At 67.8% G+C, this 22,212-nt stretch carries 17 protein-coding genes and 2 pseudogenes; 5 read left to right on the forward strand and 14 right to left on the reverse strand.

Annotation, left to right across the window (positions count from 1 at the left end):
- Positions 1-24: 24 nt before the first annotated feature.
- A pseudogene (locus tag OG734_RS25435) lies at positions 25-144 on the forward strand (Uma2 family endonuclease); the annotation flags it as partial.
- A 121-nt stretch (positions 145-265) separates the two neighbouring features.
- Here the strand turns inward: OG734_RS25435 and OG734_RS25440 are convergent.
- From OG734_RS25440 to OG734_RS25455, 4 genes are all read right to left on the reverse strand, one after another.
- Positions 266-1,942 (reverse strand): PA14 domain-containing protein, encoded by a 1,677-nt coding sequence (locus tag OG734_RS25440; RefSeq protein ID WP_330289798.1) that lies wholly within the window; start codon positions 1,940-1,942, stop codon positions 266-268.
- A 38-nt stretch (positions 1,943-1,980) separates the two neighbouring features.
- The gene (locus tag OG734_RS25445; protein WP_330289799.1) at positions 1,981-3,732 is read right to left on the reverse strand and encodes a fibronectin type III domain-containing protein; all 1,752 of its coding nucleotides are present in this window, start codon (positions 3,730-3,732) and stop codon (positions 1,981-1,983) included.
- A gap of 57 nt (positions 3,733-3,789) precedes the next feature.
- The gene (locus tag OG734_RS25450) at positions 3,790-5,568 is read right to left on the reverse strand and encodes a fibronectin type III domain-containing protein (RefSeq protein WP_330289800.1); all 1,779 of its coding nucleotides are present in this window, start codon (positions 5,566-5,568) and stop codon (positions 3,790-3,792) included.
- Between the two features lie 157 nt (positions 5,569-5,725).
- On the reverse strand, positions 5,726-7,705 hold the full coding sequence (locus tag OG734_RS25455; protein WP_330289801.1) for a fibronectin type III domain-containing protein: 1,980 nt from the start codon (positions 7,703-7,705) through the stop codon (positions 5,726-5,728).
- A 352-nt stretch (positions 7,706-8,057) separates the two neighbouring features.
- On the opposite strand from OG734_RS25455, the gene OG734_RS25460 reads away from it, so the two are divergent.
- Entirely contained in the window at positions 8,058-9,185 is a 1,128-nt protein-coding gene (locus OG734_RS25460; RefSeq protein ID WP_330289802.1) for a sugar ABC transporter substrate-binding protein, read from the forward strand.
- A gap of 100 nt (positions 9,186-9,285) precedes the next feature.
- Here the strand turns inward: OG734_RS25460 and OG734_RS25465 are convergent, their stop codons facing one another.
- The 5 genes from OG734_RS25465 to OG734_RS25485 form a co-directional block, all read right to left on the reverse strand.
- On the reverse strand, positions 9,286-10,128 hold the full coding sequence (locus OG734_RS25465) for a transglutaminase family protein (RefSeq protein ID WP_330293784.1): 843 nt from the start codon (positions 10,126-10,128) through the stop codon (positions 9,286-9,288).
- 62 nt (positions 10,129-10,190) lie between these two features.
- Positions 10,191-11,132, reverse strand: a complete 942-nt coding sequence (locus OG734_RS25470; RefSeq protein WP_330289803.1) for an alpha-E domain-containing protein — start codon at positions 11,130-11,132, stop codon at positions 10,191-10,193.
- Positions 11,129-12,673 carry a circularly permuted type 2 ATP-grasp protein gene (locus tag OG734_RS25475; protein ID WP_330289804.1) on the reverse strand — a complete coding sequence of 515 codons (1,545 nt, stop codon included), beginning with the start codon at positions 12,671-12,673 and terminating at the stop codon, positions 11,129-11,131. Before OG734_RS25475 ends, OG734_RS25470 begins: the two co-directional genes overlap by 4 nt.
- Before the next feature lie 276 nt (positions 12,674-12,949).
- Positions 12,950-13,150, reverse strand: a complete 201-nt coding sequence (locus tag OG734_RS25480) for a DUF397 domain-containing protein (protein WP_330289805.1) — start codon at positions 13,148-13,150, stop codon at positions 12,950-12,952.
- Positions 13,147-14,016 (reverse strand): helix-turn-helix domain-containing protein, encoded by an 870-nt coding sequence (locus OG734_RS25485; protein WP_330289806.1) that lies wholly within the window; start codon positions 14,014-14,016, stop codon positions 13,147-13,149. The genes OG734_RS25480 and OG734_RS25485 overlap by 4 nt, the downstream gene beginning before the upstream one ends.
- 188 nt (positions 14,017-14,204) lie before the next feature.
- Between OG734_RS25485 and OG734_RS25490 the strand changes: the two genes are divergently transcribed.
- Positions 14,205-14,642, forward strand: coding sequence for an ATP-binding protein (locus OG734_RS25490; protein ID WP_330289807.1), 438 nt, complete (start codon positions 14,205-14,207; stop codon positions 14,640-14,642).
- Positions 14,643-15,784: 1,142 nt separating this feature from the next.
- Here OG734_RS25490 and OG734_RS25495 read toward each other — a convergent pair.
- The 3 genes from OG734_RS25495 to OG734_RS25505 form a co-directional block, all read right to left on the reverse strand.
- Positions 15,785-16,078 (reverse strand): DUF418 domain-containing protein, encoded by a 294-nt coding sequence (locus tag OG734_RS25495; RefSeq protein WP_330293785.1) that lies wholly within the window; start codon positions 16,076-16,078, stop codon positions 15,785-15,787.
- 123 nt (positions 16,079-16,201) lie between these two features.
- The gene (locus tag OG734_RS25500; RefSeq protein WP_330289808.1) at positions 16,202-17,605 is read right to left on the reverse strand and encodes a VanZ family protein; all 1,404 of its coding nucleotides are present in this window, start codon (positions 17,603-17,605) and stop codon (positions 16,202-16,204) included.
- 90 nt (positions 17,606-17,695) lie between these two features.
- Positions 17,696-18,049, reverse strand: coding sequence for a hypothetical protein (locus OG734_RS25505; protein ID WP_330289809.1), 354 nt, complete (start codon positions 18,047-18,049; stop codon positions 17,696-17,698).
- 392 nt (positions 18,050-18,441) lie between these two features.
- On the opposite strand from OG734_RS25505, the gene OG734_RS25510 reads away from it, so the two are divergent.
- On the forward strand, positions 18,442-19,560 hold the full coding sequence (locus tag OG734_RS25510) for a helix-turn-helix transcriptional regulator (protein WP_330289810.1): 1,119 nt from the start codon (positions 18,442-18,444) through the stop codon (positions 19,558-19,560).
- Here the strand turns inward: OG734_RS25510 and OG734_RS25515 are convergent.
- Positions 19,484-20,432, reverse strand: a pseudogene (locus OG734_RS25515) (helix-turn-helix transcriptional regulator). The gene OG734_RS25510 and the pseudogene OG734_RS25515 overlap by 77 nt on opposite strands.
- A 13-nt stretch (positions 20,433-20,445) precedes the next feature.
- Entirely contained in the window at positions 20,446-21,429 is a 984-nt protein-coding gene (locus OG734_RS25520; RefSeq protein WP_330289811.1) for a helix-turn-helix transcriptional regulator, read from the reverse strand.
- Positions 21,430-21,802: 373 nt separating this feature from the next.
- Between OG734_RS25520 and OG734_RS25525 the strand changes: the two genes are divergently transcribed.
- Positions 21,803-22,156 (forward strand): hypothetical protein, encoded by a 354-nt coding sequence (locus OG734_RS25525; protein WP_330289812.1) that lies wholly within the window; start codon positions 21,803-21,805, stop codon positions 22,154-22,156.
- Positions 22,157-22,212 lie beyond the last annotated feature (56 nt).

Below are 22,212 nucleotides of genomic sequence, written 5' to 3' on the forward strand. Positions count from 1 at the left end.
CGCAGAGGCCGCATGGGTCGCGCCGAGCACGCCCGCTACGAGGACGAGCATCGCGTGCCGTACGGAACCGAGGCCGTGGTTCCGGAGGGCCCGGCCAAGGGCTTCGTCATCGGTGAGGCGATCACGGGCCCCAGGCGAGGCTGAGGATCGTCCCGGCCTGCTCAGCAGGAATGACGCACACAAGGAACGCGGGAGGGACCGGGAGACGAGTCCCGGTTCCTCCCGCGCGGGCGCACGTGTACCGAAGCTGTTGCGTGTCGAACGGTTAGCGGTTGACCAGGACCTCTGCTGAGGACACCTGCTCACTCTCACGGCCGTAGACGTCCACGGCCCGCACGGTGACCATGTAGACGCCGGTGTACTGCGGCCGGAACTCGATTCGGCCCGTCGTCGTCAGCTGCTGGCCGCTTGGGGAGCCGTACCCGTCGAAGTACCAGGAGTAGCCCTTCAGCGAGCGGCCCTCGTCGCCCGCGCCGGGCTTGGCCTGGACGATGATCGGGGAGCGCGTGCCGCCCGTGGAGACCACGGTCAGCTTCGGTGCCGCCGGGCCGGTCGCGGTGGCCGGGGTGAGGCGGGCGACGGGGATCTGCGCGGAGGGCACGGACTCGGCGCCCGTGTTGTCGACAGCGGTGACGTAGTAGTACGCGGTGCCCTTGGGGGCAGAGGTGTCGTCGTACGACGAGGCTGTCGGGCCGTCGACGCTGCCGACGAGGGTCCCGACTCCGTTGGCCGAGGCGCGGCGGTAGACGTGGAACCCGGTCACCGTACCGTCCTCCGACGGCGTCCACGTGACATGGGTGGATGCGTCGGTGGGCGTGCCCTCCAGGGCGGACGGAGCGGGCGTGGTGGATGCCACTGGGCGCGTCACCGTCACGGTCTCGGAGACCGGGGAGATGTTCCCGGCGCCGTCGACGGCCTGGACCCGGTACGCGTAGGGCGTCCCCGCGTCCGCGAACTGGTCCGCCGAGGACGTCCTGAACGCGGGCTGCGGCCCGTCCGGGTCGCTCTGACCCACTGGGGCGGCCCACACCTCGTAGTGGTGCACGTCCTTCGAGGAGGCGTTCCACGTAAGGAAGTTGCCTGCCGTGGTGCCTTGTCCCGACAGCCCGGTGACCTTCGCCGGCGCCGTCTTGTCGACCGTCGTCGCGGTCACGTCGGCGCTGCCTGTCGACTGGTTGCCGGCCTTGTCGTGGGCGCGGACCTCGTAGGCGTACGTCTCGCCGGTCTTCGGAAGTGTCGAGTCCGTGTACGTGGTGGCTGTGGTCGTCGCGAGGGCGGTGCCGCCGAACGACGTGCCGTTCAGGCGGCGGTAGACCTTGTACCCCGCGAGGTCCATCTCCTTGTTCTTCGCCCAGGTGAGCTTCGCCTTGCCCGTCGTCTTGTCGTACGTGACGGCGGGTCCCGTCGGGGCGAGGGGCTTGACCTTGTCGACTGTCGCCGAAGTACGGGGCGCGTAGGCGAAGTTGACGTTCGCGTTGCCGGTGACGTTGGCGAAGTCGATGCGCAGGGTGTGCTTGTGGGCGGGGATGGTGAGGTTGACGGTCTTCTTCTGGGTCGTTGAGACGTTCTTCCAGAGGTTGACCTTGATCTTGCCGTCGAGGTAGACGCGGATGCCGTCCTGCGCGGCGACGGTGAGGGCGAAGGGGCCGCCGGAGCCGAAGTCGCGGGTCACCGTCCAGCGGACGCCGAAGTTGTCCTTCGGGAGGCCGGTGGCGGGGGCTTTGGCGCCCCAGTTCTCGGCGATGGAGGCGTCGCAGTCGGTCTTCTTCGGGGTGCCGGAGAAGGTGGTGTTCGCGAAGAACTGCCGCTTGTAGGCAGGCGAGTTGCACGTGACCGTGGCCGCTGAGGCGCTCGGGGCGGAGACGACGCCGAGGAGGCCGCCTGCGGTGGCGAGCGCTACGGCCGTCGCGGTAGTGGCGGTCGTGCGTCTGGTGATGTTCATACGGTTCTGCGGCTGCTCTTTCCGAGTTGGGTGTGCGGTCAGGTCGTGGGGGCGTTGACCGCCCAGTCCCCCGCCGGCAGCGACTCCGTGCCGTCCGCCGCCACAGCCTTCACCCAGTAGTAGGACGTCGTGCCGGGCTTCGAGGCGGTGTCGACGTAGACGGTGGCCGTCTTGCCGAGGGCGGCGATCCTCTCGTAGGCCGAAGCCGCCGCGTTCCAGCGGTAGACGCGGTAACCACTCGCTGCCTGCGGGGAGTTGGCGTCGAGGCCGCTCCAGAAGATCTGGTTGGCCCTGTTGCCCTCCGCGGGGACCGCGGTCACGTGCAGGGGTGAGCCGGGCGGGGTCGCCACGCTCGGGGTGGTGTTCAGCTCCGTGGCCACGACCGTGGGGGCGGAGCCGGTCTCCGTGTAGACCGAGTTCCAGGCGCGGTCGAGGGCGTCGACGAAGAAGCAGGCCTGTTCGCCGTTCGGGCGGGTGGTGTAGGAGTACGAGGTGGTGCCGGCGTTCACGTACTTCAGGAGGCCGGCGGAGCACACCTTCTCGCCGGTCGGGGCGCCCGTGCTGTCCTTGGCGTCCACCAACTCGCCCGCGTAGACCCCGTACCGCGCGAAGTCCGAGGCCCGGCTCGCGTCCCAGTTCAGCTTGAAGCCGTACTCGGTGGGAGTCGCCTTCAGGCCGGTGACCGCGGGCGGCGCGGTGTGGTCGTCGTGCGTGCCGTCCACGGTGACGGAACGGGCGGACTCGTTGCCCGCCGCGTCGACCGCCGAGACGCGGTAGCGGTAGACGAGGTCCTCGGCGACCGAGGTGTCCAGGTAGGAGGCCTTGTTCGGACGGCCGACCTCGAAGAACCTGCCCTGCGCCCCGATCGCCCGGTACACCCGGTAGGACGTGGCGCCCTCGACCGAACTCCAGTTGACCCGCAGCCCGTTCAGCTCGGACTCGTTGATGACCGTCGGCCCCTGGGGCGCGGCCGGAGCGGTGCGGTCGACGGTGACGACGCCCTTGTCCGCCGTACCGCCGGACTCGTTGCCCGCGCGGTCGTAGGCGCGGACCTCGTAGTAGTAACTCGCGCCGGTCACCGGGAGGGTGGTGTCCGTGTACGAGGTGGAGGTGGTTCTCGCCAGGGGTGTGCCGCCGAACGAACTGCCGTTCAGGCGGCGGTAGATGCGGTAGCCGGCGAGGTCCAGCTCCTTGTTCTTCGCCCAGGTGAGCTTGGCCCTGCCGGTGGACTTGTCGTACGCCACCGCAGCGCCGGCCGGGGTGAGCGGCGCCACCCTGTCCACGGTCGCCGAAGTCCGGGGCGCGTAGGCGAAGTTGACGTTCGCGTTGCCGGTCCAGTTGGCGTAGTCGACGCGCAGGGTGTGCCTGCCGGACGGGATCGTGACGTTGACCTTCTTGGTGCGCGTCGACGTGACGTTCTTCCACAGGTCGACCTTGCGCCGGCCGTCGACGTAGACGCGTATGCCATCCTGCGCGACGGCGGTGAGGGCGAAGGGGCCACCCGAGCCGAAGTCCCGTGTCACCGTCCAGCGGACGCCGAAGCCGTCCTTCGGGAGGCCGCGGGCCGGGGCCTTCGCGCCCCAGTTCTCGGCGATGGAGGCGTCGCAGTCGGTCCTCTTCGGGGTGCCCGAGAAGGCGGTGTTGCCGAAGAACTGCCGCTTGTAGGCAGGGGAGTTGCAGTTCGCCGCGGCGGAGGCCGGCGTGGCGGCGACCGCGGTGAGGAGGCCGCCCGCGGTGGCGAGTACGACGGCGGTCGCGGCCGAGGTGGTCGTGCGTCTGGCGATGTTCATACGACTCTGTGTCCGCTTCTTTCTCTGTCGTGCTCTGTCGTGTGGTCTCGTACGCCGTTACGCCGCAGGGGTGTTGACCGCCCAGGCGCCCGCCGGTACGGACTCGGTGCCGTCCGCGGCCAGGGTGGTCACCCAGTAGAAGGACGTCGTGCCGCGCGGGGCGTCGGTGTCGTAGTAGTCGGTGATGTCGCTGCCGAGGTCGGCGATCTTCTCGTACGCCTCGGTGGCGGGGTTCCAGCGGTGGACGCGGTAGCCGGTCGTCTCCTGGGAGGCGGCGCTCCAGGACCAGTCGAGGCGGTTGCCCTCGTCGCCCTCGCCGCCCGTCGTCGTCAGCTCCAGCGGGGAGCCCTCGGGCGTGGCCACGCCCGGCCTCATGTCGAGCTCGGTGGCCAGTACGACCTTGCCCTCACCCGTCCACTTGAAGGAGGAGTTGCCGAAGTCGTCGACGGCGTCGAGGAGGAAGCAGCCCTGCTCGCCGTCCAGGAGGGCGGTGTACTTGTACGAGTCCGAGACCGCGGTGTACGTGAGCGAGGTCCTGCCGACCGGCAGGTACTCCCTGGCCACCGTCAGGAGGCACTCCTCCGCGCCGTCCTCGTCGTAGTCGCCCCACGTGCCCCGGTAGAGCCTGTACCACGCGAGGTCCTCGGCCGGGTTCGCGTCCCAGTTCACCTCGAAGCCGTACTCGGTCGGGGTGACGGTCAGGCCGGTGACAGCGGGCGGCGGGACGTCGTCCCAGAGGCGGCCCATCACGGCCTTGGACCTCCCGGACTCGTTGCCCGCCGCGTCGGCGGACGTCACCAGGTAGTAGTAGCCCGCGGTCTCCAGAGCCGAGGTGTCCCGGTAGGAGAGCCCGGTCGTGCTGCCGATCCTCGTGTACGTGCCGGGCACGTAGCCGGTGTCCGTGGACACCTCGGGTGCCCGGTAGACGTGGTACGACGCCGCGCCCTCGACCGCGCTCCAGCCGATGCGCATCCCCTCCGACGCCGTGGCGTCGACGAGTGTCACGTCCTGGGGCACGCCCGGGGCGACGCGGTCCACGGTGGTGACGGCCAGGTCCGCCGTACCGGCCGACTCGTTGCCGGCCTTGTCGTACGCGCGGATCTCGTAGGCGAACTTGTCCCCGGTCAAGGGGAGCGTGGTGTCCGTGTACGAGGTCGCCGTGGTCGTCGCGACGGGCTTGGTGGCGAAGGAACCGATGCCGGTGCGCCGGTAGACGCGGTAACCCGCGAGGTCCATCTCCTGGCTCTTCGCCCAGGTCAGCTTCGCCTTCCCGGTGGCCTTGTCGTAGGAGACGGAGGGCGCGGTCGGGACGAGGGGCTTGACCTTGTCGACGGTCGCCGAAGTGCGGGGAGCGTAGGCGAAGTTGACGTTGGCGTTGCCCGTCCAGTTGACGTAGTCGATGCGCAGGGTGTGTTTGTGGGCGGGGATGGTGAGGTTGACGGTTTTCTTCTGGGTCGTCGTGACGTTCTTCCAGAGGTTGACCTGGCCCTTGCCGTCTATGTAGACGCGGATGCCGTCCTGCGCGGCGACGGTGAGGGCGAAGGGGCCGCCGGACCCGAAGTCCCGCGTCACCGTCCAGCGGACGCCGAAGTTGTCCTTCGGGAGGCCGGTGGCGGGGGCGTTCGCGCCCCAGTTCTCGGCGATGGAGGCGTCGCAGTCGGTCTTCTTCGGCGTGCCGGAGAAGGTGGTGTTCGCGAAGAACTGCCGCTGGTAGACGGGCGAAGTGCACGTCGTCGCGGCGGAGGCGGCCGGGGCCGCGGTGCTGAGCAGGGCGCCGGTGGTGGCGAGCACGAGGGCGGTGGTGGCTGCCTGCGTCGTGCGTCTGGCTGGGTTCAAGGCGATCCTTCGAGTCCTGATCGTCAACGGCGAGGAGTGGGCCGTTGACGATCAGGACTTGCGAAGGTGTGAATTGGTTGTACGGCTGTTGTGATTTTGTTCGAGAGGTAAGAGAGGTCAAGAGGGGTGAGGGAGGGGTGAGCGGGACTCGTGGGGATCAGGCGACCAGGAACCTGATTCTGAGTGTGCGGCCTCCGCGGCCGTAGTAGTCGACCGCCTCGACATCGAAGGTGAAGGTGCCGGAATCGGGCGGCGTCCAGGTGATCCTGCTGTCCGTGGTGCTCGTCACGCCGGTGTCGCTGGAGAACCTGTAGGTGTAGCCGCCGATCAGTCGCTCCGGGTTCGGAGTCAGGGTGACGGTGAGCGGGAGACCGGCACGGCCACGCGCCACGCAGCTGCCCGAGCTGCATATCTCGTACGGGGCGGACAGTTCGGCTGTCGGAGGCTTGGGCGAGGTCTGTGTGGCCGGCGTCGCCCGGTCCACAGTGATCGCTTCCGAGGGAACCGACTCGTTGCCGTACCTGTCCAGTACGACCAGGTAGTAGGAGGCGGGCCCGACCGGGGCCGTCCGGTCGTCGTAGCGGTTTGCCCTCACCGCGAGGTCGTTGATGCGGGTCCACGCCTCGGACGTACCGACACGGCGATAGATCCGGTAGCCGAAGTGGCCGCTGTCCCCCGAGTAGACCCAGGTGAGCTGGGTGTCACTGTCGCGGAGGGTTTCCGTCAGGCCCGTGGGCGCCGCCGACTCCCCAGGCGCCGGGCGGGTCGCCGTCGCCGTCTCCGACACCGGGGAGACGTTCCCGTACGCGTCGACCGCCTGGATGCTGTAGGTGACCGGGACGCCGTCCTCCGTGCGTATGTCGTTGAAGGACGTCCCGATGACGGTGTCCGGGCCGTCGGCGTCGGACTGACCCTCGGTGGACGCCCACACCTGGTAGTACTCCACGTCGGCCGAGGACGCCTCCCAGCGGACCGCGTTGCCCGCCGTGGTGCCCGTCGCCGTCAGGCCCGTGACCTGGGCGGGTGCCGTGGTGTCGGGCTCGCCGGGGTCGACGGTCGTGGACGGGACGGACTCGTTGCCCAGCTTGTCGACGGCCGTGACCCGGTAGTACGCGCGCTGCCTGATGTCGCCCGTGAGGTCGGTGTAGGAGGTGTCGCCGAGCGAGCCGGCGAGCAGACGATACGGGCCCTGGGGTGCTGTCGCCCGGTAGACCCGGTACGACTCCCCATCGCCGACCGCCTTCCAGTCGAGCCGCAGAGTCGACGCCCCCACGCTCACCTCGACCTCGGTGACCTGGCCCGGAGGCGTCTTGTCGACCGTCGTCACGGTCAGGTCGGCGGTGCCCGTGGACTGGTTGCCGGCCTTGTCGTGGGCGCGGACCTCGTAGGCGTACGTCTGGCCGGTCTTGGGGAGCGTGGAGTCCGTGTACGTGGTGGCGGTGGTCGTAGCGAGGGCGGTGGCGCCGAACGACGTGCCGTTCAGGCGGCGGTAGACCTTGTACCCGGCGAGGTCCATCTCCTTGTTCTTCGCCCAGGTGAGCTTGGTCTTGCCCGTCGTCTTGTCGTACGTGACGGAGGGCGCCGTCGGGGTGAGGGGTTTGACCTTGTCGACGGTGGCCGAAGTGCGGGGCGTGTAGGCGAAGTTGACGTTGGCGTTGCCGTTCCAGTTGGCGTAGTCGATGCGGAGGGTGTGTTTGCCGGTGGGGATGGTGAGGTTGACGGTCTTCTTCACCGTCGACGACACGTTCTTCCAGAGGTTGACCTGGGCCTTGCCGTCGACGTAGACGCGTATCCCGTCCTGGGCGGCTGCCGCCAGGGCGAAGGGGCCGCCAGAGCCGAAGTCCCTCGTCAGCGTCCAGCGGACCGAGAAGTTGTCCTTCGGGAGGCCCGTGGCGGGGGCTTTGGCGCCCCAGTTCTCCGCGATCGACGCATCGCAGTCGGTCCGCTTCGCGGTGCCGGAGAAGGTGGTGTTCGAGAAGAACTGCCGCTTGTAGGCGGGGGAGTCGCAGGTCGTGGCCGCCGACGCGGGCGTGGCGGTGACCGCCGTGAGCAGTCCGGCGGCGGTGGCGAGTACGACAGAGGTCGCGGCAGTGGCCCTCGCGGGCCCCCTGGCCGTCGTACGTCTGGCTGAGATCATTCGGTCCTTCGCATCCGGTCGCGTCCGTTCGAGAACGGCGGAATGAGCCGCCGATGATCAGGACTGGTGAGGGACGCGCTTGGTTGTACGGATGTTGACGTGGTCTCCGTGCACCCGGACCGGGCACCTGATGGAGGGTGTGCGCAGGCCGTCTGTGCAGGCTTCCACCACTCCTTCACGTGCGCAGCGGAGTGTGATGTTGCCCTCCCGTTGAGTAGTTCCGCTTGACGCCCGGGGGCTCGTCGACGTTGGCTTTCGGACACATGGGTCGCACTGCTGCACCCACGTCCCAAAAGCACCTGAAGTGAGCGCCCGAATGTTTCGTCTGACTCGTCCGGTTCGTCCGACTCGCATGAGTCGTGTGGCTCGTTTGCGTCGTACCGCCATCGCCGTGGCCGCCTCCACGGTCGCGGTATCTCTTGCCGCGGGCTGCGGCGTACTCGACGCCGATCAGCAGACCGCTGAGGCGACCCCGGCCAAGGGCAACGACATCACGGTGGGGCTGCTGCTTCCGGAGACGGCGAACACTCGGTACGACAAGTTCGACTACCCGATCATCAAGAACAAGGTCGAGTCGCTCACCAACGGCCAGGGCAGGGTCGAGTACGCCAACGCCGGGGCGGACGCCATCATGCAGGGCCAGCAGCTCCAGAAGATGATCGACAACAAGGTCGACGTCCTCCTCCTCGACGCCGTGGACGCGCACGCCATCGCCGGCGAGGTCAGGAAGGCCAAGGACGCCGGGATACCGGTCATCGCGTACGACAGGCTGGCCGAGGGCCCCATCGACGCGTACATCTCCTTCGACAACGAACTCGTCGGCGAGGTGCAGGGACGTTCCCTCCTGGAGGCCCTCGGCGGTGACGTCGACGAGTCCAAGAAGGTCGTCATGATGAACGGGTCGGTGACCGACCCGAACGCCGCGCAGTTCAAGGAGGGCGCCCTCGCCGAGCTGAACGGCAAGGTGACGATCGCGCAGTCCTTCGACACCAAGGACTGGAAGCCCGAGAACGCCCAGGCGAACATGACGAAGGCCATCGCGGCCATCGGCAAGGACAACATCGCCGCCGTCTACTCCGCCAACGACGGCATGGCGGGCGGCATCATCAACGCCCTGCAGGCCGCAGGCGTCACCAAGCTGCCGCCGATCACCGGGCAGGACGCCGAACTGGCCGCCGTGCAGCGCATCATCTCCGGCGAGCAGTACATGAGCGTCTACAAGTCGTACCCGCAGGAGGCCCAGACCGCGGCCGAGATGGCCGTCGCCCGCATCCAGGGCCGCGACATCCAGTTCGACGCCCTCACCCGGGACAAGGTCGACAGCCCCACGCAGAAGGACGTCCCCGCCCAGCTCGTGAGCGTCGTCGCCCTGACGAAGGCCAACATCAGGAGCACGGTCATCGAGGACGGCATCTACAAGGTGTCCGACATCTGCACGCAGAAGTTCGAGGACGACTGCGCGGCCCTCGGGCTGAAGTAGGCGCCCTCCGCCGGCCGGCACGCACGCGTACCCCGGGGCACCGACCCGCCCCGAGGTACGCACCCCTCGCACACCGCTCGCACGCCCTGTACGGGACGTTTCACGCCACCCGCGTGAACTCCACCGTCACCTCCGGCGGCCCACCGGCCACGCCCCGGTACACGCCCTTGTGCGGTGTCACGTCGTCGTAGTCGCGCCCTCGGCCCACCACCACATGGGACTCGTCGGCGCGCGTCCGGTTCGTCGGGTCGTAGCCGCACCAGTCGCCCGCCCAGTACTCCACCCAGGCGTGGGACTGGCCCTCCACCGGGCGGTGCAGTTCGGCCTCCCGCTCGGGGTGGAGGTAGCCGGAGACATAGCGGGTGGGCAGGCCCAGGCCCCGCAGCAGCGCGATCGTCACATGGGCGATGTCCTGGCAGACGCCGGCGCCCTGCTCCCACGCCTCCGCCGCCGACGTGTTCACGCCCGTCGTACCCGGCAGGTACGACACCCGGTCCGCGACCAGCGCCGACACCGCCGTCGCCGTCCCGTGCGGGTCGAGGCCCGCCGCCACCTCCCGCGCCCGCTCCACCAGCTCGGGCGGCACCGTCGTACGTACCGTCGTCGTCGCGTACTCCAACAGCCGGGAGTTCGCGGTCCGGTCGGCCACCTCCGCCCAGCTCGGCGCGGGGGACAAGGGGCCGGGCGGGGCCGTCTCCACCAGGCTCTGCGCGGTGATCGTGAGGTCGGCGTGCGGGTCCATCAGGTCGAACCCGGTGACCTGTGTGCCCCAGTAGTCCCAGTACGACCAGGTCGGCGTCGTCGGGTTCACGGTGACCCGGGCGTCCAGCGTCGTCTGGCCGGGGAGCGTCAGCGGGGTCATCCGGACCTCGTTGTGCGAGGAGACCGCCGCCTGCGCGTACGCGACCCGGGTGACGTGCCGGATACGGAGCCGGCGGGTCATCGGCGCGTTCCCCGCCATACCGCCGCTCGCCCCGCCGTTCGCCCCACCGCTCATGCTGCTGCTCATACTGCTCGCGCTCCTTCCTGAGCCCACTCCACGGGCCCCTGGTACGGGAAGAACCTCTCCGCGACCGCCTCCGCCGACGCCATACAGGCGGTCTGCAAGTCCTTCAGCAGCACCGGGAGTTGGTCCTCCATGGCCGGCGAGTCCAGGTATTCGAGTCTGGTGCGCAGGCGTCCGATCGGGCGGCGTGCCGGATCCTGGCGCGGGCGGCCCAGAGCCGCGAGGCACTCCTCCGCCGTAGTCAGCGCGTGCAGTGCCGAGCGCGGGAAGTCCCGGTCCAGGAGCAGGAATTCGGCCACTCTCGGGGTGTCGCCGAAACCGCTGTACACCCGCGCGTACGCCTCGTCCGCGCCGCTCGCGCTCAGCAGCGTCGGCCAGTCCGGGGCGTGGGCGGCGTCCAACACCCGTACCGACAGCAGCCGTACGGTCATGTCCACCCGCTCCAGGCTGCGCCCCAGGACGACGAAACGCCAGCTGTCGTCCCGGCTCATGGTGGAGTCCGCGAGGCCGAAGAAGAGGGCCGCCCGACGGCGTACCAGCTCCAAGTAGGCGTAGGGGCCCGTGCGTCGGGCCGCGAGGCGCTGGTCGGCGAGGGCGTGCCAGGTGGAGTTGAGGCATTCCCACATCTCCGAGGAGACGGCCTCTCGGGCGCTGCGGGCGTTCAGCCGGGCCGCACCGAGCGCGCCCTCGATCGCGCACGTCGAGCGGGCGTCGAAGGCGAGCTGGTCCAACACCTGCTGCATGTCCACGGGTTGGCTGCCGGCGTCGACGCCGAGGATGGCGTACAGGCAGCGGCAGGCCGCGTCCTCGTCGCGCCAGGGGTCCTCGAGCAGCCGGTGCAGATAGGCGTCCAGGATGCGGCTCGTGGCGTCGGCCCGCTCCACGTAACGGCCCGTCCACGTCAGGGCCTCGGCTATCCGGGAGAGGATCACGTCGTTCACTGCTGCTGCGCCCCTTCCTGTACGAGGGTGAGGTTGGCGTCGGGTCCGTGCTGGCGCGGGGCGACCTCGGGCGGTGCGCCGGCCGGCTCGGGGTCCGGGGTCTCGGCGGGCCCCTCGGCGAGCACCCAGGTGTCCTTGGAGCCGCCGCCCTGGCTGGAGTTGACGATGAGGTTGCCCTCCTGGAGGGCGACGCGGGTCAGCCCGCCCGGCAGGACCCAGACCTCGTTGCCGTCGTTCACGGCGAACGGGCGCAGGTCGATGTGGCGCGGCGCCATCCGCTCGCCGGCCAGGGTGGGGGAGGTGGAGAGCGCGACGGGGCGCTGCGCGATCCAGCCCCGGGGATCGGCGGCCACCGCCGCCCGGCACTGCTCCAGGGTCTTCCGGTCGGCCTTCGGGCCGATGACGATGCCTTGCCCGCCGGCGCCGTCGACCGGCTTGATGACCAGCTGGTCGATCTGGTCGAGCACGGCCTCCAACTGGCCCGGCTCGTCCGGACGGAACGACTCCACGTTCGGAAGAATCGGTTCCTCTGAGAGGTAGTACCGGATCAGATCGGGTACGTACGTGTAGAGCAGCTTGTCGTCGGCGATGCCGTTGCCGACCGCGTTGGCGAGGGTGACGGTGCCCGCCTGGGCGGCGCTCAGGATGCCGGGGCAGCCGATCACCGAGTCGGGCCGGAAATGGAGCGGGTCGAGGAAGTCGTCGTCCAGCCGTCGGTATACGACATGGACGGGCACCTCACCGCGCGTGGTCCGCATCCACACCCGGTTCTTACGGCACACCAGATCGTGCCCCTCGACCAACTGCACGCCCATCAGCCGGGCCAGCAGCGCGTGTTCGAAGTAGGCGGCGTTGCTCGGCCCGGGGGTCAGGACCACGACCCGCGGATCGGCGGTCCCGTCCGGCGCGGCGGCGCGCAGGGCAGCCAGCAGGCGCTGCGCGTAGCCGTCGACGGGGACGACGTGCTGCTCGGCGAAGAGGGACGGGAAGATGCGGGTCATCGCCCGCCGGTTCTCGATGACGTACGACACCCCGGACGGCACCCGGACGTTGTCCTCAAGGACCCGGAAGTCCCCGGCCTCGTCCCGGACGAGATCGATGCCGGCGACATGGACGCGTACCCCGCCCGGCGGCTCGATGCCCTGGGCGGCCCGGTGGAAGTGCGGCGAGCTGAGCAGCAGCCGCCACGGCACGACACCGTCCTCGAAGGCCCGGCAGTGCCCGTAGGCGTCCGCGAGGTAGGCCTCCAGGGCCCGCACCCGCTGGGCGACCCCGCGCTGGATGAGATCCCACTCCAGTGCGTCGAGGATCCTCGGTACGAGGTCCAGCGGCCAGGGTCTTTCCTCACCCGCGAAGGCGTAGGTCACCCCGCGGTCGGTGAACGCCCGGGCCATCTGGTCGGCCCGGAAGCGCAGTTCGGTCGGCTCGATGGGCTGGAGCGCCGCCAGTACCGGCTCATAGGCGGTCCTGACCTCACCCGGCCGCACAAACATCTCGTCCCACGCGTCGGCCAACGCGTATGCGTCAAATATGTCCGCCATGGCCTGACGGTAGGGGCGGGACGTAACGGGACGATCTCCGAGTGGTTTCCGGGAGCTTGCGTGAAAGTTGTGGTGAGCGCTTTCCCTCCGGCGTACGTCCTGGGTCTCTCCGGCGTACCTCTGTTCGTGCCGCGTCGGACATTCGGACACGCCGATGGCCCCGGCCGGATGGGGCCATCCCGCCGGGGCCGCTTCAGGCGTTCCCCCGTGCGCCGGTGGCGCCCCTTGGGTGAGCCCTTGTCAGGTCACGAAGGCCTTGCGACTGCGGAGCGAGCCTCAGTGATCAAACTCTCCGTCCTTCGCCCCCATCAGGAAGGCGCTCCACTCCGCACAGTTGAAGAACAGGACCGGCCCTGTCGTGTCCTTGCTGTCCCGTACCGCGCGGCCGTCCCCAACCGACACGGCAACTTCAATACAGGCGCCCTCTTGCTGTGAGTAAGACGACTTCCGGAAGGGGGCAACAACTTTAGGGGTCACGATGAAGTTTCCTCTATTTTGCGCAGATTGTCCCGGATGAGCTTTTCGCTCTGACCCGGTGCCAGCGCCGACGATCGTAGTTGGTCAAAAGCGTTTGCGTAAGCCGCCAGATCCTCTTGGCCCTCCAGGACTGATGCCCCTCGAAGGTTGTCGAGTGTCACGGCTTCCACGATCGGTTCCGTGCCGAAGGCAAAGGATGAGAACACGGAGATTGCCCCCGCCAGGGTGCCCGAGCCTTGAGGGAGAACCTGAATGGTTACGTTCTGCCTTCCGCCAACTTCGAGAATGTGAGAAAGCTGCTCGTGGTGAATGCCGGTACTCACCAAGGGGTGAGTGATCACTGGCTCCCAGACGATGGCCGTGTAGGTTGCCCCGCCCTCTTCAATCTTCGCCTGTCGCGCCACGCGAACCTTGACCAGTTGGGGTACGCGTTCCGGGTCGATGTAATTTGGCCCGGAGGTAAAGACGGATTCCGCGTAGGCAGACGTTTGCAGTAGCCCCGGAAAAAGAGCTGGACCCCACTCTTGAATGTAAGTGGCGTCATCTTCCAGCGAAATGTGATCGATATGATCCTCTCGCAGGTGCGCTGAGTGTTCGAGCCACCACCCGCGATGCTTGGAACGCTTCGCCAAGTCCTCAAGCCTATTGCGGACTTGCGGATCAGCTACGCCGTATGCGCTCAACAGCGCCCGAATCTCAATGACGCGCGCTGTCACAAGCCCGCTCTCGATGCGGCTGACGCGAGTTGGGTGCACTCCGAGCACATCTGCGGCCTGCGGCTGGTCGAGCTTGGCGGCCTGCCGGTACCTCCTGAGCGTGGCGCCGAGTCGCCTGCTGCGCACGGTCGGCCGTCCCCCTGTGGGCATCGCGCTTCCCCTCTCCTGTGACAGCTGTCATCGGGCTCCACTGTATGGCCTGTGGGCGCAGCAGAGAGAAAGTTGCAAGTCTTGCTGTTTTGATTCAGTTGCGGGTTGGCACGTCTAGGACCTAACCTCAGAGTGCACGCACCGCTACACGGTGCGATCTTGACTAGGCGTCAGGGGGTACAGCCGTCATGCCCACCGCTGTTACAACACACCAGCGCAGAGACACGTTTCACGTCCCGAAACGAAAGCAGAGCGTGCCGGACGCACGGTCACAGGTGCGGAAGATCCTCAGCGACTGGGGCATCGACAGCGAACTCGCCTGCGATGTTGCCGCTGTCTCAACTGAGCTGGTCGCCAACGCCATTCAGCACTGCCGGGTGACGTACGCCCGGATCGAGGTCACTGTCTGCATGCGGGGTGACGGCTTACTGGTCGAGGTGTCGGACCCCGACAGGGGCAGGGTTCCGGCGCTCTGCCTGGGAGACGACCAGGGAGAGAGCGGGCGGGGGTTGGTCCTGGTCGCCGGCCTGGCTGAGCACTGGGGGCACGAGCTGCGGCCGTTCACCAAATGCGTATGGGCCGAGTTCTCTGTCCCCGAAGGGACCCGCGTACCGGTTGACGCATAACAGCAAGATCGAGGAGTACGCCTCGCACGCGTAAGTGATACGCGTACTGGCCGGGGCGGTCCGTGACAGGTTCGAGGCTCCCCCATCCCCCGTGCACATGACTGGTCGAGCCTCTGCAGGCGCCCAGGTGCAACTACACATCTGGGCGCCTGCGTTCAACAGCGCCCCAACACGGCATGCAGCGCCGTTGCGGGGCGAGCGTCAACAGCTAATTGGACAGGGGCCATTGACGATGAAAAACCTTACCGTTCGGCTGGTCGCCTTGCTGCGATTCTTACTGCTACTCCCGCAACCCTCGCGCGAGGGAGACAGACACGCGCGCCGGACGCTCGACGTCACCCGGGCGCCCAGGCGCCCCGACCCGTATGTGATGCGCCTGCCCAACCCCCGTGACGCTCGTTGGCGCCGATGGTCGGACAGAGCGCAAGCCCGCATGTTCGGGCCGGACCCGCTACCGCTCCTCGCGGAAGAGTGGGAGCGCTGGGGCGACGGGGACGGATGGCAGGTACCCCACCCCGTACAACGGGCCGTCCAACGGATGGCGCCTTTTGGGGACCCATGCGACCCGGCCCGGCCGTACGTCGACCGGCTACCTGGAAGGCACCGAGAATGACCAAGGACCCCCGCGACGAAGTGACTCCGATCCACTTGCCGGACGCGACGGAATGGCTCGCGTGGGCCAAACACGTACGGAAGTGCGCGAAGGAATGCCGCACTCTGGGACGTGACTGTCCGGAAGCCGTCGTTCTGCGCGCAGCCCTACAGCGTGCGCGCGACGCTGCCGCGGTGACGGACGCCGAGATGCCGTACCCGCTCGCTTCATCTCCACCGGTGGGGGCCTCGCAGGTTGAGTAGTCACGTTTCCGGCAGCTCACATGAGGCCGGGCGCCTCGTGGTAAGGCAGGTGAGGGTTCATCACCTCGCGGGGCGACCGTGCAGCCGTTCTTCCAGGCGCTTGGTGGTAAGCGTTCCCGGCGGTACGTGATCCGTGATCCTGGCGGGATGTGATCCCGGCGGGTGAATCCCCTGTCGGGACCCTTGTCATGATCGGGCACGACCACCTGGGAGTCGCGCCCGGGTGAGCGCACAGAGCAGCCACTCGGCGCGGCCCTGGCGCAGTCCGTATGCCGTGGCCGCGACGGTCAGACCACGGACTGTGTCAGATAGGTCGTCAGCGCCAAGCGGCCGGCCGGGGTGAGTAGTCTCTCGGTCCGCTCACCCCACGAGGAGCGCAGCAGGAGTAGGAGCGCGGAGGCGTATGCGGCTGACAGAGCCGGAGCCGTCAGCATCCCCACGCCGAGTACCAGATACTGCCAGCTTTCGTCCAGCGGTCCCTGTGAGGCGGCGGCGGAGAAGACGGCGCCGGGGACTCCCAGTGCCAGTCCTGCGGCGGTGATCCTGATCAACTGGGAGCGGCTCGTGGTGTTCCGGCCGATGAGGCGTTTTGCCCGCGGCCAGTCCCAGGAGGAATGCGTGGGAGCCGGCGCAGGGGAGCTTCCTGGCGACTGCCGGGAACGAACTCGTCACGGTCCAGGATCGCAACACGCCGATGGTGGGCGTCAGCTGGCTTTGAGGGGCTGCCCGGCTGCGTCGTATACCTGCCCAGTCACGGCGCTCACGCGGTACATCTCAACCGCTGCCTGCTCCTGTGAATCATCGCCCTTTCCGTTGCTGGGCCATGTCACGTTCACAAGCCAGTTCGGCTGCCAATTACCGTCTTGCTCGACCGCTTTTACAGTAACTGCTTTGGTATGGAATTCTGCGCCAGCGTTTCCATTGGCTTGGAGTTGTGCCGCTACCGCCTTGTTTACTGCCTTTTCGGCCTGCTCGGCGTCAAGCTTGGCTTTGGGAAGCTTTGCCCGGGTCGGACCAAGGGTGACGTCAATCTGAGATACACGCCCGGCCCTGTCTACCTGGACGTCCAGCATCCTGGGCATCAGAACGTCGTTGTGAGTCCATCTCCAGTTCGTAATCCAGCCAAGTTCGGCCTTTGTGCCCACAGCGGACGTTTCGCTCATGGTCGCACCCAGCGCCCACGGGTACTGTCGCTGGGCGTACGACTTCGCAATTCGAGAGGCTGCTGCATCGGTAGACGGGGCTTTCGCGCCGCCCACCGGGTATCCCATGGCAGTGGGCCGGTCGCTGTTCTCCAGCTGTACATTCAGGTGCTTCTTGTCCGGCCAGGAAAGGCTGCCGGTACCGAAGTCTTCGGAGTGCCCCGCTTCACGGCTGTGCAGGATGAAGATGATGTTGGTGCATGGGGAGTCACGACACGGCTGCTCGTACTGCTTGCCGATCTTGTATCGGTCACCGAACGCCTCCTTGACGGCGCCCTCAACGGCCTGCTTCTGGCCGGAACTTGCGTCGGCGAGGCTGCTGCCATCCACGTTCGTGAAGGCGAGCATCGGACGCGCCACTCCCGAGCCCAGGAGGACCAGCGCCGCGAAAGCGATCAGAGCGCCCTTAATGCCTGCCTGCCAGGCGAGCGAGTGGCGGATTGTAAGCGCAACCGCGACAACGGTGAGCCCAATCAACCCGCCGATGATGTTCATCTCGGCGTCCGAGCTGTCACACACGCGCCCCAGGCCGTTGACGGTGGCCTGGGTGAATTCGATGGCCAGGGGCAGCGCGATGACACCGACCAGGACAGGCAGCGGGCGGCGGATGGCCAGGAGTGCGCAGGCGCTGACGGGCACCATCATGGCGAGGTTCCACAACCCTTGCGTGGTGTGGAAAGGCTCGGCGAACTGATGGTTGAGGACGCATACGCCGCTGGCCGAGCCGCCGCCCATGAAAGTGACGCCGAGAACGCCGGTGAGAGTGAAGGTGAGCCCGGACCACCATGCCCCGTGAGGGTTCCCCCGCTTGCGGGCGAGTGTCCATGCTGCGCCGCCGAGAACGAGGCCGACCAGTGTGCACACGGCCAGATAGCCGACATGGTGTTGAAAGATGGCGGAGAACACGGCTCGGTTCCTTGCGTGGTCATGTCGAGGAGAGCGGGACCGGGAGAGGGACGGCCCCGCCTTGGTAGACGGGGCCTGTGGGGTTCTGGTTCAGCAGTGCGAGGTTGGCGTCTGGTACGTGCCGCCGCTGTAGCTGAGCAGGCCTATCATGTTCGAGCAGTAGGCGCTGGCCCCCAGCGACCACGTCGACCTCTTCGTCTGGCCCACAGCGATGGAGACGGCGCTGGCGTAGTGGTTGGTCCCCGAGCGCGAGTAACCAAGCTTGGCAGAGATGGTAGATCCGCCCGACTTGGTGTACTCGACGCCGACGACGCCGTTCGAAGCCTGGTGGATGCCCAGAAGGCCGTTGGACAGCGAGGTGCACCGCTCCATGGGCTCGCTGGTTTCGCTGTAGCCAGAGCTGTCACAGTAGGAGATGGCCGAGGCGGTCGGCGCGCTGAACATGACAGATCCTGTTGCGATGGCAAGGGCGACGAGAGTGGCGTTGGCTCTGCGGTGCATGGAATCCCCAAAGGTGTAGTGCACATGTCAGCTCTCTTGCGTACGAAGAGTCTGGCGCAGGCGGAAAATGTTGTGAGTATCGGATCGCGCAGGACGTTTCCCCCGTTTGCGCCGATGGCGCCCCCGTCCCGCCCGTGGAAGCGCTTCCAACAATGGCCCCACGAGTAACGTCCCACCACCGTCAGCTTGTTGCAGTAGCACGGGCGGAGGAGGGTCGAAAGTCGGACATAGTAAGGGGATTGGGGACGCGCGAGGGACCTGGCCGTGTTGCGGACCACGTCCGGGCCGCGCATAGTGGCGCTGCGAAGTGCTGGATCCAGTGGTGGGACGGGGCGATGGCCGGGCACGGGACGGACGAGCATCCACACGGTGCTGACCGACTGTGCGAGGCCGGGGATCGCATATATTCCCGGGCCGTACGGCGGGGCCGTGTGCTGCGCCGGGATGCCGAGACAGTGCCGTGCCTGCTCGAACTCGCCCTGCTGCACCCCGATCCCGACGACATGGCCTGGCTGGTGCCGACCTCCCCGCAGGAGGTCATGACCCGGCTGCTGCGCGGCGTCTACGACGAGGTCAGCGCGAGCCAGCGGCGCGTGGGCTCGGCGGTCGAGGCGTTCGAGCGGTACACCTCCCTCCGTGAGGAGAGCCAGTACGCCGGCTCCGGTTCCGGGACCGGCGGTGGCCCCGGCTTCGGCGAGGGCACGGCCCTGCGCGTCCTGGACGGTCTCGCCCGTATCCAGACCGCGATGGACGCGGCGACCCAGGCGTGCACGACCGAGGTGCTCACCGTCCAGCCGGGCGGTATCCGCCGCGAGTACGAACTCTCGGAGGGCCTGCACCGGGCGCTCGAACTGCGCGAGCGCGGCGTACGGATGCGGGGCCTGTACAACCATGTGGCCCGGCACGGACAGGGACTGCTCAACTACCTCGAACTGGTGGGTGGAGCCGCCGAGGCGCGCACCCTCGACGAGGTGGTCGAGCGGCTGATCCTCTTCGACCGCACGGTGGCCTTCATCCCGGCGAACGCGGAGCGGACGGTCGCGCTGGAGATCCGCCACCCGGCGCTGGTGCGCTACCTCGGCACGGTCTTCGACCGCCTGTGGCGCCTGGCGATCCCGCTGACGGCCCCGCTCCCCGATACGGGCATCGAGGGCATCTCGCACCGAGAGCGGTCGATTGCCGCGCTACTCGCGGAGGGCCACCAGGACGCGGTGGTCGCGGAGCGGCTGGGCATCAGCGTGCGGACTTGCCGGGCACACATCGCCCGGCTCTCGGAGACGCTGGGGGCGGCGAGCCGGACGCAGTTGGGGGTGCGGATCGCACAGGCGGGACTGGACAGGCCGCCGGCCGTCGCCGAGCCGGGCGGCGACGCGACGCTCAGCCTTCCGGCGCCGACGGTTCCACCGACGACTCCGGCCCCAGCTCCGGCTCCAGAATCCCCGACTGCCCGATGAGGTAGCCGAGTTGGGCGCGGCTCTCGCTGCCGAGGGTGGTGGCGAGTTTGGCGATGTGGACGCGGGCGCTACGGACGTTCAAGCCGAGGCGGTTCGCGATGACGGCGTCGGTGTGGCCCTCGACGAGGAGGGCGGCGATGGTCCGTTGGCGGGGGGTGACACCGTTGAGGGACGGGCGTTGGACGGCCTGGGGGTACATCGGGGTGGCCAACTGCCACAGCCGTTCGAAGGTGTTCACGAAGTACGCGATGATCGCCGGCTGGCGGATTTCGAGGGCGACGTTGGAGTCTGTCGGGCGCGTCCGGTCGGTAATAAAGGCGACGGTCCGGTCGATGATGAGGATGCGGTCGGTGATCTCGTCCAGATAGCGGGCCTCCGCGTCCCCTCTCAGCTTCTCGTAGCGGGCGAAGACGAGGGGCTGGTGGCGCGTCGTAGCCTGGTAGAGAGTACGAATGCGGGCGCCCTGGTCGAGTAGGGCCTGGTCCCGGTCCATGGCGACGACATGCGCCCGTCCGCTGTTCTCGTTGCCGTACTCGATGCTCGGTTGGATGGAGAGAAGTTCCCGGGAGGCGGCGGCCATGGCCTCGGTGATGGCCTGGTTGGTCCGCTTGTTGCTGAGAAGGATGCTGATCGTCGGCGATGCGCTCCGCCGCGCCGCGCAGCAGCCGGTGCAGGGCGACCGACGGGGCGACGGGCTCCAACCGGCTCAGGTCGTCGACGACCGGGTGCAGCAGCCCGAGGTCGACCAGACAAGGAGCGTCGCCCGCGTCGGCACTCGGTACGTGGCCTTCTCGCAGGGCGCGCTGGTAAAGCATCGATGCCGGTTCGCACAGCTCTTCCAGGCCGTGGTCCGGGTGGGTGGCCGAGGTCACGTCGTGGCTCTCCTCAGCGGTCCTGGTCCAGGATCCCCGACTGCGCGATCAGGAACCCGAGCTGGGCGCGGCTGCCGCTGCCCAGGGAGGTGGCCAGCTTGGCGATGTGGGCGCGGCAGGTGCGTACGTTCATTCCGAGGCGGCGTGCGATGGCCTCGTCGACGTGGCCCTCGATGAGGAGCTTGGCGATGGAGTGCTGGACGGGGGTGATGCCGTTGGGGTCGACATCGTTCGGGACGTTCTCAGTCAAGGGGACCGCGCGCTGCCAGAGCTGCTCGAAGACCTTGCTGAGGTACATGACGAGTCCGGGGTGTCGGAGTTCGAGAGCGACACGCCGGTCGTCACTCGCGGGGATGAAGGCAACTGTCCGGTCGAAGATGATCAGGCGTTCGATGAGCTCTTCCAGCGTACGGACCTGGATCTTGCCGTCGGATATGTGCTCGATGTAGGCCAGTGTGCTCTGGCTGTGCCGGGCGGTGTGCTGATAAAGGGTGCGCATCCTGACCCCGCGGTCGGTGAGTGGCCTGTCGCGCTCCAGGGCCTGCATCAGGGTGTCGGCGTGCCGGCCACCGCCGGGCTGGATGGTGAGCATCTCGGTATGGCACTCGGCGTTGGCATAGTCCAGCGCCGTGTTGATCCGGTCGAAGCCTTCCAGCACGGTGATGGCGTGGATACTCGCCTGGCTCTGGGTACTGATCGCGATAAACGGGTCGAAGGCATCGGTCAGCTCGACCGTATGGCGCCGGGTCTCCTGGATCTCGCGCTCCAGTGGATGCAGTCGCTGCGCGAGGGCGACAGCCGGCGGAACCGGACGCAGCCAGTTCGCGTCATCCGGATCAGGATGGAGCAGCGCGAACTCAAGCAGGCACGGAGCTGGTTCCACCTCTCCGCGGGTGATTTTTCCTGAGCGCAGAGCGCTGGCGTAGATCCGCGTCCCTTCGTCGCACAACTCAGTGACAGCGTGGGAATGTGCCGGTTTGGTGTCTTTAGTTGTCATTTCTCCACCCCCCAGGGTCCTGAACGTGCAGGAACATGATGCATCGCTCCTGTGGCATTGACGTGCCTGAATAAGCCATCGTCTTGTTGCGACGGGGGAGAAGATTCGATCGAGTTAGGACGAAGCCGACTATGCGCGTGAGATTGCTTGGTTCAGTACTTGCCACCGTCTTCTCCGTCGCAGTGGCTGTCGGTGCTCTTGGAGGTTCAGGGCTGGCCGATCCGGCGGTCCCTCCGCCTGACAGCGGCTGGGACTCCGTACAGGCCACGGATCCGGTGTTTCCGGCAGACAGTGGCTGGGACTCCGTACAGGCCGCGAGTTCGGTGTTTCCGGCAGACAGTGGCTGGGACTCGACTCCGGTGGAAGCGGACGTATGACCACCCCTCCGGACGATCGCTCTTTCCGTCGAGAAATGGCGTCAGCCTACCGCTCCGGCTGGCACTTCATCGACCTGGTCACCGCCGTCCCCCACAGCGGTGACTCGCTGATGGTGACCGTGTTCGGAGAGCCGGTCGTCGTGACGCGGGACGACGAAGAGGACGTGAGGGCATACCGGTGTCTGCGGCGGCCTCGGGGGGCGCCGCAGCCCGTACGGTGTGCGATTCGGTACGGAATGATCTTTGTGAACCTGGATCAGCGCGATCACCGGCTGGACCACCCCGACATCCCGGATATCCCCGATATCCAGGACGTACAGACCATCTCAGCCACCCCCCGCAGTGCCTGACGCGATTCCCCCGTCGCAGTAGATCGCTCAGGTGCTTCCCCCCAGTAGCGGCGTCA

It is taken from the genome of Streptomyces sp. NBC_00576, assembly GCF_036345175.1.
Classification (GTDB): Bacteria; Actinomycetota; Actinomycetes; order Streptomycetales; family Streptomycetaceae; genus Streptomyces.

Bases quoted from the DNA above. Each gene is read 5' to 3' on its own strand.
- OG734_RS25440 (WP_330289798.1), bottom strand. From the start codon at position 1,942: ATGAACATCACCAGACGCACGACCGCCACTACCGCGACGGCCGTAGCG.
- OG734_RS25445 (WP_330289799.1), bottom strand. From the start codon at position 3,732: ATGAACATCGCCAGACGCACGACCACCTCGGCCGCGACCGCCGTCGTA.
- OG734_RS25455 (WP_330289801.1), bottom strand. From the start codon at position 7,705: ATGATCTCAGCCAGACGTACGACGGCCAGGGGGCCCGCGAGGGCCACT.
- OG734_RS25460 (WP_330289802.1), top strand. From the start codon at position 8,058: ATGAGTCGTGTGGCTCGTTTGCGTCGTACCGCCATCGCCGTGGCCGCC.
- OG734_RS25465 (WP_330293784.1), bottom strand. From the start codon at position 10,128: ATGACCCGCCGGCTCCGTATCCGGCACGTCACCCGGGTCGCGTACGCG.
- OG734_RS25475 (WP_330289804.1), bottom strand. From the start codon at position 12,673: ATGGCGGACATATTTGACGCATACGCGTTGGCCGACGCGTGGGACGAG.
- OG734_RS25485 (WP_330289806.1), bottom strand. From the start codon at position 14,016: ATGCCCACAGGGGGACGGCCGACCGTGCGCAGCAGGCGACTCGGCGCC.
- OG734_RS25490 (WP_330289807.1), top strand. From the start codon at position 14,205: ATGCCCACCGCTGTTACAACACACCAGCGCAGAGACACGTTTCACGTC.
- OG734_RS25505 (WP_330289809.1), bottom strand. From the start codon at position 18,049: ATGTTCAGCGCGCCGACCGCCTCGGCCATCTCCTACTGTGACAGCTCT.
- OG734_RS25510 (WP_330289810.1), top strand. From the start codon at position 18,442: ATGGCCGGGCACGGGACGGACGAGCATCCACACGGTGCTGACCGACTG.
- OG734_RS25520 (WP_330289811.1), bottom strand. From the start codon at position 21,429: ATGACAACTAAAGACACCAAACCGGCACATTCCCACGCTGTCACTGAG.
- OG734_RS25525 (WP_330289812.1), top strand. From the start codon at position 21,803: ATGACCACCCCTCCGGACGATCGCTCTTTCCGTCGAGAAATGGCGTCA.